This window comes from Klebsiella sp. BDA134-6 (assembly GCF_015601345.1).
GTDB lineage: Bacteria > Pseudomonadota > Gammaproteobacteria > Enterobacterales > Enterobacteriaceae > Klebsiella > Klebsiella grimontii.
This window is the reverse complement of sequence record NZ_CP064784.1, coordinates 156,224-169,933: the sequence shown is the minus strand read 5'-3', so window position 1 is coordinate 169,933 and position 13,710 is coordinate 156,224. Positions and strand designations below refer to the sequence as shown.

The 13,710-nt window shown below is 57.0% G+C and carries 12 protein-coding genes; 5 read left to right on the top strand and 7 right to left on the bottom strand.

The genetic code is table 11. The annotated features are described in order from the left end of the window. Positions 1 to 6: 6 nt before the first annotated feature. Positions 7 to 1,422 (top strand): purine-cytosine permease family protein, encoded by a 1,416-nt coding sequence (locus IYV58_RS00775; protein ID WP_049112506.1) that lies wholly within the window; start codon positions 7 to 9, stop codon positions 1,420 to 1,422. Continuing rightward, on the top strand, positions 1,406 to 2,368 hold the full coding sequence (locus IYV58_RS00770) for a PfkB family carbohydrate kinase (RefSeq protein WP_004127369.1): 963 nt from the start codon (positions 1,406 to 1,408) through the stop codon (positions 2,366 to 2,368). Before IYV58_RS00775 ends, IYV58_RS00770 begins: the two co-directional genes overlap by 17 nt. A gap of 3 nt (positions 2,369 to 2,371) precedes the next feature. Here IYV58_RS00770 and rep read toward each other — a convergent pair whose 3' ends face one another. From rep to IYV58_RS00750, 4 genes are all read right to left on the bottom strand, one after another. Further along, positions 2,372 to 4,390, bottom strand: coding sequence for a DNA helicase Rep (rep, locus tag IYV58_RS00765; protein WP_049112508.1), 2,019 nt, complete (start codon positions 4,388 to 4,390; stop codon positions 2,372 to 2,374). Positions 4,391 to 4,492: 102 nt separating this feature from the next. Further along, the gene (gene pnuC / locus IYV58_RS00760; RefSeq protein WP_004127360.1) at positions 4,493 to 5,221 is read right to left on the bottom strand and encodes a nicotinamide riboside transporter PnuC; all 729 of its coding nucleotides are present in this window, start codon (positions 5,219 to 5,221) and stop codon (positions 4,493 to 4,495) included. Next, a complete protein-coding gene (locus tag IYV58_RS00755) occupies positions 5,221 to 5,970 on the bottom strand; it encodes a nucleoside phosphorylase (RefSeq protein WP_049112509.1) in 750 nt (249 codons plus the stop codon). The genes pnuC and IYV58_RS00755 overlap by 1 nt, the downstream gene beginning before the upstream one ends. 24 nt (positions 5,971 to 5,994) lie before the next feature. Next, the gene (locus IYV58_RS00750; protein WP_004127355.1) at positions 5,995 to 6,699 is read right to left on the bottom strand and encodes a Crp/Fnr family transcriptional regulator; all 705 of its coding nucleotides are present in this window, start codon (positions 6,697 to 6,699) and stop codon (positions 5,995 to 5,997) included. Between the two features lie 194 nt (positions 6,700 to 6,893). Between IYV58_RS00750 and ppiC (IYV58_RS00745) the strand changes: the two genes are divergently transcribed. Together ppiC (IYV58_RS00745) and ppiC (IYV58_RS00740) are read left to right on the top strand one after the other, a co-directional pair. Next, the gene (gene ppiC / locus IYV58_RS00745; RefSeq protein ID WP_004127352.1) at positions 6,894 to 7,175 is read left to right on the top strand and encodes a peptidylprolyl isomerase PpiC; all 282 of its coding nucleotides are present in this window, start codon (positions 6,894 to 6,896) and stop codon (positions 7,173 to 7,175) included. Between the two features lie 52 nt (positions 7,176 to 7,227). Then, complete coding sequence (gene ppiC / locus IYV58_RS00740; RefSeq protein ID WP_004127351.1) at positions 7,228 to 7,509, top strand: peptidylprolyl isomerase PpiC; 282 nt, start codon at positions 7,228 to 7,230, stop codon at positions 7,507 to 7,509. Between the two features lie 167 nt (positions 7,510 to 7,676). Here the strand turns inward: ppiC (IYV58_RS00740) and ilvC are convergent, their stop codons facing one another. Then, positions 7,677 to 9,152, bottom strand: a complete 1,476-nt coding sequence (gene ilvC / locus IYV58_RS00735) for a ketol-acid reductoisomerase (protein WP_004127350.1) — start codon at positions 9,150 to 9,152, stop codon at positions 7,677 to 7,679. Between the two features lie 162 nt (positions 9,153 to 9,314). Here ilvC and ilvY point away from each other — a divergent pair, with 162 nt between their 5' ends. Continuing rightward, complete coding sequence (ilvY, locus tag IYV58_RS00730) at positions 9,315 to 10,205, top strand: HTH-type transcriptional activator IlvY (RefSeq protein ID WP_004127349.1); 891 nt, start codon at positions 9,315 to 9,317, stop codon at positions 10,203 to 10,205. A gap of 58 nt (positions 10,206 to 10,263) precedes the next feature. On the opposite strand, the gene ilvA is transcribed toward ilvY, so the two are convergent. Both ilvA and ilvD read right to left on the bottom strand, forming a co-directional pair. Continuing rightward, on the bottom strand, positions 10,264 to 11,808 hold the full coding sequence (gene ilvA / locus IYV58_RS00725) for a threonine ammonia-lyase, biosynthetic (protein WP_195729687.1): 1,545 nt from the start codon (positions 11,806 to 11,808) through the stop codon (positions 10,264 to 10,266). Between the two features lie 2 nt (positions 11,809 to 11,810). Further along, positions 11,811 to 13,661 (bottom strand): dihydroxy-acid dehydratase, encoded by a 1,851-nt coding sequence (gene ilvD / locus IYV58_RS00720; RefSeq protein WP_004097475.1) that lies wholly within the window; start codon positions 13,659 to 13,661, stop codon positions 11,811 to 11,813. Positions 13,662 to 13,710: the final 49 nt, after the last annotated feature.

Here is a 13,710-nt window from a genome sequence, read left to right as displayed (position 1 = left end):
ATCACTATGGACAGCAAAGCTTCATACGATGGAAATATCCAGACGGCAGATCCCGGAATGGCGGAATTAGGGATCGGTCTCGTTCCCCCGGTCCACCAGACCCAACAACCGATCCAGCTGTTTTTCGTCTGGTGCGCCGCGAATATTGGCATTCTTGGGGTCGTTTACGGCGCGGTGATTGTGTCGTTTGGCCTCTCATTCTGGCAGGCGATTCTTGCCGCCGTGGCGGGCGTCGCCTCTTTTGCGCTGGTCGGCGTCACCAGCATCGCCGGCAAAATCGGCCGCACCACGACGCTCACTCTCTCCCGGGTCATTTTTGGCAAACGCGGTAATATCGCCCCCACCAGCTTCTGTTGGGTGAATCTGATGGGCTGGGAGGCGGTCAATATCATTACCGGCACGCTCACCCTCGTCGCGCTGTTTGCCGCCATGGGTTTTGAAGAGAGTCTCACCACCACCGCGCTGTCGCTTTTCTTGTTTGGCGGGCTGACCGTACTGGTCAGCGTGCTCGGACAAAATGCCGTGTTGATGATGCAAAAATGGATCACCCGGATCTTTGGCGCCATGACGCTGCTGGTAGTAATCTATTTACTCTTCACCGCAGACTGGCAGGCCATCCTCGCGCTGCCTTCAGGCAGCTGGCTCACCGGTTTTCTGCCGGCGGTATCAATTATTGCCGCCGGTACCGGCATCAGCTGGGCTATCGCCGGCGCCGACTATAGCCGGGATCAGCGTCCCGACGCCGGTGAAAAGCCTATTTTTCTCGCCGTTGTCAGCGGCGCCGCGCTCCCCCTATTGCTGCTGATGCTCACCGGGATACTGCTTACCGCCCAGATCCCCGATCTGGCGTCCAGCGAGAACCCCATTTCAGCGATTGGCAAACTGCTGCCTTCCTGGATGGCAATCCCCTATCTGGCCGCGGCGACCGCCGGGGTCGTGACCATCGCCGTATTGAGCCTCTATTCCGCCAGTCTTAATCTGTTAAGCATGGGGATTAAGCTCCAGCAGCGTTCCGCCGTGGCCCTCGATGCCGTACTGGTGCTGGGGATCGCGCTCTATGTGCTATTTGTCTCGAAAGATTTTCTTGGGCCCTTCATCGCGTTTCTGATTTTCTGCGGCGTATTTCTGGCCGCCTGGGCCGCCATTTTTATGGTCGATTTTTATCGGATTCGCCGCCGAGCCGGATATGCTGAAGCTGATTTATTCAGGGAAAGCGGAGCAAACCGCACCGCGCTGGGCTGCTGGATTGTCGGCGCGCTGGCGGGATTGATGGTATCCAAAACCGGGTTTATCGACGGTCCTTTCGCCGTCGGCATTTTCGCGGACTCCAGCCTGGGTCTGTTTGTCTCTTTTATTCTGAGCCTGGCGCTGTATCTGGCGTTCGGCGCAAGAAAGGAGGCCAGCCGTGACAATAACAGCTGACCTGCTGTCGCCGCGGCGGCCGATCGTGGTTATCGGCGCCGCTTTTAGCGACATGATCCTCCATCTCGATGCACTACCGCATAGCGGTAGCGATGTTTCCGCCCGCGACGGCGGACGGCAGATTGGCGGCTGCGCGTTCAATGTCGCCCGCGCGCTCTCACGCCTTGAACTCCCTGTGATAAACGCGATACCGGTGGGAAATGGCGAGTGGGGGCAGGCCGTTGCACAGAAAATGGCACAGGAAAACCTACCCGTCCTCTTGCGCCACCCCACTCACGATAACGGCTGGTGTCTGGCCCTCGTCGAGGCTAACAAAGAGCGGACGTTTATCACCGTTGAGGGCTGCGAGCAGCACTGGAACAACGAGCTACTCGCACAAATTCCGCAGCCGAAGGACGCCATAATTTATGTCTCTGGCTACGAGCTGGCCAGCGAAGCCCTGCGCAAGTGGATTCTGGACCTTACGGAAGATAAAACGCTGTTTGTCGATTTTGGTCCGCGTCTGGGTGAACTGGATATTCACTTTATCCAGGCGTTGTTGGGCAAAGGTCCCGTGCTCACCCTGAATCGCGATGAACTGAGCTTGCTGTGCGCACGTTTATACGATACGGATAGCGCGACCCTTCACGCCGCTTCGCGGCTCGCCAGCGACTGGCATTTACGGGCGATCTGTCGGTTTGATAAAGATGGCGCGTGGGTGGTTGAACCCGACGCGGAACCGCAACACATTCCTGCCTGCCGCGTGAAGGTCTATGACACGATTGCCGCAGGAGACAGCCACTGCGCCGGTACGATCGCCGGGCTGGCCTGCGGGATGGATCTACGCCAGGCCGCGCTGCTGGGCAATGAAGTAGCGGCTATTGTCGTCACCCGGCCGGGTTCAGACGGTGCTCCGGGTCGCGAAGAGCTACGTCAGTTCCAGCTTCAGCAGCAAAACGGCCGCTAGCCGCTATTTACGCGCTTTCGCCAGCATCGCCCGGATGTTGGCGACATTCGCCTGGCCTTTATGCATGCGTTCTTCCGGCGAAATAACTTTGCGCTCCTGCTCCCAAATCAGATCATCCTGCGGCAGCTCCAGCAGGAAACGGCTCGGCTCCGGTCGCACCAGCTCGCCGTACTGCCGGCGCTCTTTGCACAGGGTAAAAGTGAGCTCTTTCTGCGCGCGGGTGATACCCACGTAGGCAAGACGGCGTTCTTCATCGACGTTGTCTTCATCAATACTACTCTGGTGCGGCAACAGCCCTTCCTCCATGCCAACCAGATAGACGTAGGGGAACTCCAGTCCCTTTGAAGCATGAAGCGTCATCAGCTGAACCTGATCCGTCTCCTCATCCGACTCGCCGCGCTCCATCATGTCTCGTAGCGTGAAACGGGTCACGACCTGGGTGAGCGTCATCGGTTCATCGATATCGCTGCCCTCCAGCATTTCGGTCATCCACGTGAAGAGCGTATTGACGTTTTTCATCCGCATTTCGGCGGCTTTCGGGCTGGGCGAAGTCTCATAGAGCCATGATTCATAATCCACGCCGCGGATCAGATCGCGGACGGCGGCAATCGGCTCGCGCTCTGAAAGCTGCTGGATCTCCCGCAGCCAGTGGGTGAAGCGGGTCAGAGACTCGTAGCCGCGTCCGTTCAGCGTCTGGGTCAGACCCATATCGAAGCTGGCGGTAAACATGCTTTTATTGCGCCCCATCGCCCATTCGCCCAGCTTTTGCAACGTCGCCGAACCGATTTCACGCTTCGGCGTATTGACGATGCGCAGAAAGGCGCTGTCGTCATCAGGGTTAGTCAGCACGCGCAGATAGGCCAGCAGATCTTTAATTTCCGGGCGGGAAAAGAACGACGTGCCGCCAGAAATTTTGTACGGAATGCGGTTTTGCATCAGCATCTTTTCGAAAACCCGTGACTGATGGTTGCCGCGATACAGGATCGCGTAATCCTTATAGGCAGTTTTATTAATAAAGTGATGAGCGATGAGTTCACCGGCAACGCGTTCCGCCTCATGATCTTCATTGTTGGCGGAGAGCACCTTCAGCTCTACGCCATAGCCCAGCTCGGAAAACAGGCGCTTTTCGAAGACGTGCGGGTTATTGGCAATCAGGATGTTGGCCGCCTTCAGAATACGCCCGGAAGAGCGGTAGTTTTGCTCCAGCTTGATCACCTGCAGCGCCGGGAAATCCTGGCTTAGCAGCACCAGGTTCTGCGGCCGCGCGCCGCGCCAGGAGTAGATCGACTGATCGTCATCGCCGACCACGGTAAAGCGCGCCCGCTGCCCCACCAGCAGTTTCACCAGCTCGTACTGGCTGGTGTTGGTATCCTGGTATTCATCCACCAGCAGATAGCGAATCTTGTTCTGCCAGCGCTCCCGCACCTCTTCGTTACGCTGCAGCAGCAGGGTCGGCAGCAGGATCAGATCATCGAAGTCGAGTACGTTACAGGCTTTCATATGCGCGTCGTACAGCCCGTAGCAGTGAGCAAAGATCCGATCCCGCTCCCCTTTCGCGCCAGCGGCGGCCTGGACAGGGGTTTTCAGATCGTTTTTCCAGTTGGAGATCGTGGAGATCAGCTGCTGAAGTACCACTTTGTCTTCTTCGATCAGCCCTTCGGTGAGCTCTTTTAACAGCGCCACCTGGTCGGTATCGTCGAACAGCGAGAAGTTGGATTTCATCCCTAACGCAGCGTATTCGCGTTTGATGATATCCAGCCCCAGCGTGTGGAAGGTGGAAATCATCAGGCCGCGCGCTTCTTTACGCCCCAGCGTTTGCCCGACGCGCTCTTTCATTTCGCGCGCCGCCTTATTGGTAAAGGTGACCGCCGCGATATGGCGCGCCTGATAGCCGCAGCCGCGGATCAGGTGGGCTATTTTATTGGTAATAACGCGGGTCTTACCGGAACCGGCACCCGCCAGCACCAGGCACGGTCCGGTAACGAATTCGACGGCTTGTTGTTGGCCAGGATTTAAACGCATGGGAGTCTTTTGCTCAATCTTCGAACGGGGTGGGGATTGTAGCAGAAAGAGGGGCGGTGAGAGCAACAGGCTGCCCATTCAGGCAGCCTGGCAATAGGTCAATCAGGATGCGGCTGCAGCAAGCGGCGTATAGCCGTTGCGCTGCGCGCTCTTGATCCAGCTGTACGAGCCCATCACCGCGATCGCCGTCAGCAGGACATATTCAAGCGACATGGCGTAAACGCCCTGTACCGCATAGATAACCACGCTAATCACGTCGATAACCACCCACAGCAGCCAGTTTTCGACGAACTTACGCGTCATCAGCACCATGGCCGCAATCGACAACACCAGCATGGTGGAATCCCAGAACGGGAAGGCATCGGGCTGGAGGTCGGGCATCGCGACCTGCATACCGAACGTTTGCAGTAGGGCAATCATGATACGGGTGAGCGTCGCGAACACCGGGTCAATAAATAGCGTCATCAGCACAATCGCCACCGCGCAGATGCCGCCCAGCGCCAGCGTTTGCTGACGGGAAAGCCAACGTACCTTGAGCGCGGCCTCCTGCGCCTCGTTTTGCCGGCTCCACGCGTACCAGCCGTAAATATTGGCAGCGAAGAAAAACACCTGCAGCAGCAGGCTGGCATAGAGCTGGATCTGGAAAAAAATGGCCGCAAACAGCGTGACGTTGATCAGGCCAAACAGATAGTTGATGATTTTTTCCCGGCTGGCGCACCAGATACACAACAGGCCGAATACGGTACCGATAGCTTCAATCCACGATAGCGCATAGCCGCCTTCGCCGAGAGGAATGTTGACCATCACATTGTTGATGCTAAAAAAGTCCATCACAAACCTCCTTGCTGGCTAGCGGAATAAATGGCGCGTAGCGCCAGGGTAATTTGCCGTTCTTCGCCCTGCTGGCACAGCGTTTCCTGCTGGACATAATCATTGATGCTGCTATCCAGACAACCGTTATGGGCAACAACCACATTGAGTAATGAAGCCGTACGTAACCCGCGCAGCGCGCCGATAGTCATCAGGGCGGCACTCTCCATATCCGCCCCCAGAATGCCGCGCGCCGACCACTGCGCATCCAGTTCCGCCTCACGATCGGTATAGAAACTGTCATGGCTGCGCACCAGACCGCACGCGACCGGGATGTTCATCTGCCGCGCCTGCGCCACCAGTTCCCAGGTCAGCTGCGGGTCGGCGCAGGCCGGATAGCCCGCTGGCGCATAGGTTCGGCTGGTACCGTCATCCATCACCGCGGCGTGAGCGATAATCACATCGCCGAGCGCAAGATTATCCTGCAGTGCCCCGCAGCTGCCGATACGAATCAGAGTGGTTACGCCGATCTGGCGCAGCTCTTCAATGGCAATCGCCGTAGATGGCCCGCCGATGCCGGTAGAGAGCACTAAAATCTCGACGCCCTGATACCAGCCGCGCGCGGCGCGAAACTCCCGGTTCTGACCGAGTGGCTGTGGATTATCAAGAAAATTGGCGATGCGGTCGACCCGCTGCGGGTCGCCCGGCAGCAGCGCGTACCGCGCGCCGGTCATCTCTTTGCTTAACTGGATATGGGGTTGCAGCGACATTCTCCCGCCTCCTTACTCTTGCGGTTATCCGATATCAGCCTCCTGCTTCAGTTTTTCAGGAGCTAACAACACAATGCGTTCACCATCGGTATCAATAATCTGTAGCGCTTTCAGGTCATGCAAAATACGGTTAATACTGCGGGTCGTCGCCGCGAATTCCTGGCTGAGATTCTGCTTATCCAGCAAGATTTCATCGGCACCATCCTGTTGATAACGCAGCCATAACGCCTGACACACCCGCTGATGCAGCGAGTAAAGATTGTCGCTGCTGGCCTTCTTCGACAGCTGGTAATACTGCTGGCTAAAGAAGCGCAGCATCCGCTGGTTAAAATGGTTATCTAACGCCAGCCAGCGGCAGAAATGTTCCTGCGACAGGCTCAGAAGCTGCACATGACCCACCGCCACCACCGAGCAGATGTAATGACGCGATTCAAAGATCTCGAGCTCGCCCAGCATGTCGCCTTTACGGTAGCGGGCCTGACGGTAGCGGCGCCCGTCCTCAGCCTCATAGAAAACGTCCACCTCACCGGCGATAATCAGCGAAAACCGCTGACACACTTCACCCTGTCGGCAGATAAAATCACCGCGCGGGATCTCTTCGAAACGCCAGCGCCGCATGATCTCCAGAGGACAATATTTCAGTAATTCATAGAGCAGCGGATCGCTCACAATCTCGCTCAGCCCGGAAAGCCAGCCGACTGAAAATTCAGGTTTTTTCATTGTGTCCATGTTATCTCGCTCCACGACGTTAAGGACAGGACGGCTGTCCCTGGCAGGGGGGAATACGCCGGATAAAAGTGTTGCTCATCTCCCGCTTCCATCTATCAGGCGAGACATCTGTCCCGCGATGGCGAAGAGTATATGTCCGCGACCAAAGCGGGTGGTAAAGTAACGGGATATCTTTGAGACGTGAGAACAAAATAATGGCAAAGAGCGCAGCAGCCCTGCACATCCTGGTTAAAGAAGAGAAGCTGGCGCAAGAGATCCTCGCAAAACTGGAACGTGGCGTGAGCTTCGATCATCTGGCAAAACGCTATTCAAAGTGCCCCTCCGGGCGCAACGGCGGCGATCTCGGGGAGTTTAATCAAGGAGTCATGGTCGGGCCGTTCGATAAGGCAGTCTTTAGCTGCCCGCTGCTCAAACCTTACGGGCCGGTCAAAACCAAGTTTGGCTACCACATCATTAAGGTGCTGTATCGCCGCTAGCCCATGCTACTATTGCGCCCTGATTCATCCCCTATTCAATCAAGGTACGATCATGGCAAAAACGGCAGCAGCACTGCATATCCTGGTTAAAGAAGAGCAGCTGGCACTGGATCTTCTGGAGCAAATTAAAAACGGCGCCGATTTCGGTAAACTGGCGAAGAAGCACTCGATCTGCCCGTCAGGCAAACGCGGCGGCGACTTAGGTGAATTCCGCCAGGGCCAGATGGTGCCGGCGTTTGATAAAGTTGTCTTCTCCTGCCCGGAGCTGGAGCCCACCGGCCCGCTGCACACCCAATTCGGTTATCACATCATCAAAGTGCTGTACCGCAAATAAAAAAACCGGTGTCTTATTGCACCGGTTTTTTATCTCACAGCTTTCCCCTAAGGATTTCAGCTTGCAGGAAGGCGGCAAGTGAGTACAACCCCAGGAGCATAGATAACTATGTGACTGGGGTGTACCAACGCAGCCAACGCATCTGCAAGTTGAAAGACGACGGGGAATTAGCCCGCTACCGCAATACGCTTCATATCGGTCATGTAACCGCGCAGTTTCTTACCAACCTGCTCGATAGCGTGGCTGCGAATGGCTTCGTTCACGTCGCGCAGCTGAGCGTTATCTACCGCGCCTTCGGCAATCGCTTTACCCAGGTCGCCGGTCTGCAGGGTGGTCATGAACTCTTTCAGCAGCGGTACGCAGGCGTAAGAGAACAGGTAGTTACCGTATTCAGCGGTATCGGAGATAACCACGTTCATTTCGTACAGACGCTTACGAGCGATGGTGTTGGCAATCAGCGGCAGCTCGTGCAGTGATTCGTAGTAAGCAGACTCTTCGATGATGCCGGAATCCACCATGGTTTCAAACGCCAGCTCAACGCCCGCTTTCACCATTGCGATCATCAGAACGCCTTTATCGAAGTACTCCTGCTCGCCGATTTTACCTTCAAACTGCGGTGCGGTCTCGAACGCGGTCTTACCGGTTTCTTCACGCCAGGTCAGCAGTTTCTTATCGTCGTTGGCCCAGTCAGCCATCATGCCTGAGGAGAATTCACCGGAGATGATGTCATCCATATGCTTCTGGAACAGCGGCGCCATGATCGTTTTCAGCTGTTCGGACAGCGCATAAGCACGCAGCTTAGCCGGGTTAGACAGGCGATCCATCATCAGGGTGATACCACCCTGTTTCAGCGCTTCGGTGATGGTTTCCCAGCCGAACTGAATCAGTTTTTCGGCGTATGCCGGGTCGGTACCCTCTTCCACCAGCTTATCGAAGCACAGCAGAGAACCGGCCTGCAGCATACCGCAGAGGATGGTCTGCTCGCCCATCAGATCGGATTTCACTTCGGCAACGAAGGAAGATTCCAGAACGCCCGCACGGTGACCGCCGGTCGCCGCAGCCCAGGCTTTAGCAATCGCCATGCCTTCGCCTTTCGGATCGTTTTCCGGGTGAACCGCGATCAAGGTCGGTACGCCGAAGCCGCGCTTGTACTCTTCACGCACTTCGGTACCCGGGCACTTCGGCGCCACCATCACGACAGTGATATCTTTACGGATCTGCTCGCCAACTTCCACGATGTTGAAACCATGTGAGTAGCCCAGCGCCGCGCCATCTTTCATCAACGGCTGAACGGAACGTACAACGTCAGAGTGCTGTTTGTCCGGAGTCAGGTTAACCACCAGATCGGCCTGCGGGATCAGCTCTTCGTAGGTCCCTACTTTGAAGCCGTTTTCGGTCGCTTTACGCCATGACGCGCGCTTTTCGGCAATCGCTTCTTTACGCAGGGCGTAGGAAATATCCAGACCGGAGTCACGCATGTTCAGACCCTGGTTCAGGCCCTGAGCGCCACAGCCGACGATGACCACTTTTTTACCCTGAAGGTAGCTTGCGCCATCGGCGAATTCGTCGCGACCCATAAAGCGACATTTGCCCAGCTGCGCCAGCTGCTGGCGCAGGTTCAGTGTATTAAAGTAGTTAGCCATGGTGATACCTCGTGATGTTGTGCGTCTTATTGTTCGGTTCGCTTGCCGTGTCTGTGCAAGAGAGAATGAACTTACTATATGACAGGAAATTTATTGCGGAAATTGATATATTCACAACGTCACGTTGCAATTTCTGCAATGTAAAATCGTGGAGTGCCGCCGGTGGATTTACGCGATCTAAAAACCTTCCTGCATCTGGCGGAAAGCCGCCATTTTGGCCGCAGCGCGCGGGCGATGCACGTCAGCCCCTCCACGCTTTCCCGGCAGATTCAGCGCCTGGAAGAAGACCTTGGGCAGCCGCTGTTTGTCCGCGATAACCGCACGGTAACGCTTACCGAAGCAGGAGAAGAACTCCGCACCTTTGCCCAGCAAACGCTGTTGCAGTACCAGCAGCTGCGCCACGCGATCGATCAGCAAGGTCCGTCGCTGTCGGGCGAACTGCATATCTTCTGTTCGGTGACCGCCGCCTACAGTCATCTTCCGCCGATTCTCGATCGTTTCCGCGCCGAACATCCCTCGGTGGAAATAAAACTCACCACCGGCGATGCCGCCGATGCGATGGAGAAAGTAGTCACGGGTGAGGCCGATCTGGCGATTGCCGGGAAACCCGAGACGCTGCCTGGCGCAGTGGTGTTTTCCATGCTGGAGAATTTGGCGGTAGTGCTGATCGCCCCGGCGCTGCCTTGTCCGGTTCGCAATCAGGTCTCGGTGGAGAAACCCGACTGGGCAACGGTACCCTTCATTATGGCCGATCAGGGGCCCGTGCGCCGCCGCATTGAGCTATGGTTTCGCCGCCATAAAATCAGTAATCCGTCGATTTACGCTACGGTGGGCGGACATGAAGCCATGGTTTCTATGGTGGCGCTGGGCTGCGGCGTCGCGCTGCTGCCGGAAGTGGTGTTGGAAAATAGCCCGGAGCCCGTACGCAATCGCGTCATGATTCTGGAGCGTAGCGACGAGAAAACCCCTTTTGAACTGGGCGTCTGCGCGCCAAAAAAGCGGCTGCATGAGCCGCTGATTAATGCATTCTGGAATTTGCTGCCTGGCCACTAGTGCCGGATGCCTGAACCGGCCTACAACCCGATCGTAGGCCAGATATGCGCTGCGCAGTTTAACCTGCGAGGAAGAACCTGAACGCTGGATTATTGCTCTCGTCGTGGCAATCGTAGCCCAGCTCATGCAAGCGGGTTTCGAAATCAGGCTCATGATCGCCCAGTTCGAATGCCGCCAGCACGCGGCCATAATCGGTACCGTGGCTGCGATAATGGAACAGAGAGATGTTCCAGTGGGTGCCCAGGGTATGCAGGAACTTCAGCAGGGCGCCGGGCGATTCCGGAAACTCGAAGCTGAACAAACGCTCCTGCAGCGGCTGCGACGGACGCCCGCCGACCATATAGCGCACGTGCAGCTTGGCCATTTCATCGTCGGAGAGATCCACTACGCTGTAGCCCCCCTCGTGCAGCAGGTTGAGGATCTCTTTCCGCTCTTCCAGTCCCCGGCTCAGGCGCACGCCGACAAAAATGCAGGCATTTTTCGCATCCGCGAAGCGGTAGTTGAACTCCGTCACCGAACGGCCGCCCAGCAGCTGGCAGAACTTGAGGAAGCTGCCCTTCTCTTCCGGAATGGTGACCGCCAGCAGCGCTTCGCGCTGTTCCCCAAGCTCGCAGCGTTCGGAAACGTAGCGCAGGCCGTGGAAGTTGACGTTCGCGCCGGAAAGCACGTGCGCCAGGCGTTCGCCGCGAATATTATGCTGAGTGATATATTTTTTCATCCCCGCCAGCGCCAGCGCCCCGGAAGGTTCTGCTACCGCACGCACATCTTCAAACAGGTCTTTCATCGCCGCGCAGATGGCATCGCTATCGACAGTAACGATGTCGTCGAGATACTCCTGACACAGACGGAAAGTCTCATCGCCGATACGTTTAACCGCTACGCCTTCGGCAAAGAGCCCAACGCGGGGTAAATCAACCGGATGACCCGCATCCAGCGCGGCTTTCAGACAGGCAGAATCCTCGGCCTCAACCGCAATGACTTTGATCTGCGGCATCAGCTGTTTGATCAGCACCGCCACGCCCGCCGCGAGACCGCCGCCGCCGACCGGGACAAACACGCGATCGATATGGGCATCCTGCTGCAGCAGCTCCAGCGCCAGCGTCCCCTGCCCGGCAATCACCATCGGATGGTCGAAAGGCGGAACCCAGGTGAACCCCTGCTGCTGCGCCAGATCGATGGCTTTGGCTTTGGCTTCATCGAAATTCGCGCCGTGCAGCAGCACTTCACCGCCGAAGCCGCGCACCGCATCAACTTTGATATCCGCGGTGGCGGTTGGCATGACGATGAGCGCCTTCACGCCCAGGCGAGATGCCGAGAAAGCCACGCCCTGCGCATGATTACCCGCCGAAGCGGTAATCACGCCATGCGATTTTTGTTCTTCCGTCAGACCCGCCATCATCGCGTACGCCCCGCGCAGCTTAAAGCTGTGCACCGGCTGACGGTCTTCACGCTTCACCAGCACAACGTTATCGAGGCGCGACGAGAGCTTTTCCATTTTTTGCAGCGGCGTGATCTGCGCGGCTTCGTATACCGGCGCGCGCAGTACCGCTCTGAGGTATTCCGCCCCCTCAGGGGCGGCGGACAGGGGTTGCGACTCGGCCATCATTAACCCCCAAGTTTCGATTTATCGCGCACCGCGCCTTTATCGGCGCTGGTTGCCAGACTGGCATAGGCGCGAAGGGCAAAGGAAACCTGACGCTCGCGATCTTTCGGCGTCCATGCTTTATCACCGCGGGCTTCCTGAGCTTCGCGGCGCGCCGCAATCTCGGCATCGCTCAGCTGCAGCTGAATACCGCGGTTCGGGATATCGATAGCAATCATGTCGCCATCTTCAATGATCGCGATATTGCCACCGCTGGCTGCTTCCGGAGAAACGTGGCCAATAGAGAGACCCGAGGTACCGCCGGAGAAGCGTCCATCGGTAATCAGCGCACAAGCTTTACCCAGGCCCATTGATTTCAGGAAGGTCGTCGGGTAGAGCATCTCCTGCATCCCCGGCCCACCTTTCGGCCCTTCATAGCGGATGACGACTACGTCACCGGCGACCACCTTGCCGCCGAGGATCGCATCCACAGCCGCGTCCTGGCTTTCGTATACCTTCGCCGGGCCGGTAAATTTGAGGATGCTGTCGTCAACGCCGGCGGTTTTCACGATGCAGCCGTTCTCGGCAAAGTTACCGTACAGAACCGCCAGACCGCCATCCTTGCTGTAAGCATGTTCCAGCGAGCGGATACAGCCTTCTGCGCGATCGTCATCCAGGGTGTCCCAACGGCAGTTCTGAGAGAAAGCCTGCGTTGTGCGGATACCCGCAGGGCCAGCGCGGAACATCTTCTTAACCGCTTCATCCTGCGTGACGGTGATATCATACTGCTCCAGCGTCTGCGGCAGGGACAAACCAAGCACGTTTTTCACATCGCGGTTCAGCAGCCCGGCACGATCCAGTTCACCTAAAATACCCAATACGCCGCCCGCGCGATGCACGTCTTCCATATGATATTTCTGCGTACTTGGCGCGACCTTACACAGCTGCGGCACTTTGCGGGAAAGTTTATCGATATCGCTCATGGTGAAGTCGATTTCCGCTTCCTGCGCCGCCGCCAGCAGATGCAGTACGGTATTGGTGGAACCGCCCATGGCGATATCCAGCGTCATGGCGTTTTCAAACGCCGCCTTATTGGCGATATTACGCGGCAGCGCAGAGGCATCGTCCTGCTCGTAATAGCGTTTAGTCAGCTCAACGATACGTGAGCCCGCATTGAGGAACAGCTGTTTACGATCGGCGTGAGTCGCCAGCAGCGAGCCGTTACCCGGCTGCGACAGGCCCAGCGCTTCGGTCAGGCAGTTCATCGAGTTCGCGGTGAACATCCCTGAACAAGAGCCGCAGGTCGGGCAGGCTGAACGTTCAACCTGATTACTCTGATCGTCGGAGACTTTCGGGTCAGCGCCCTGAATCATCGCGTCAACGAGGTCGAGTTTAATGATTTGATCGGACAGTTTGGTTTTCCCGGCTTCCATCGGGCCGCCGGAAACAAAAATGACCGGAATATTCAGGCGCAGAGACGCCATTAACATCCCCGGGGTGATTTTGTCGCAGTTAGAGATACAGACCATCGCATCAGCACAGTGGGCGTTAACCATGTACTCTACCGAGTCGGCGATCAGTTCGCGGGATGGCAGTGAATAAAGCATACCCCCGTGGCCCATCGCGATCCCATCATCCACCGCAATAGTGTTGAATTCTTTGGCGACGCCGCCAGCGGCTTCGATTTGCTCAGCAACCAGCTTACCGAGATCGCGCAGGTGAACGTGACCCGGCACGAACTGGGTGAAAGAGTTCACCACGGCGATAATCGGCTTACCGAAATCATCGTCGGTCATTCCAGTGGCGCGCCACAGCGCGCGGGCACCCGCCATATTACGGCCGTGAGTGGTTGTGGCGGAACGGTACTTAGGCATGCTTTAGTTACTCCCAGTTTCGGTGAAATGGGGCGTTGCGTGTCGCCCC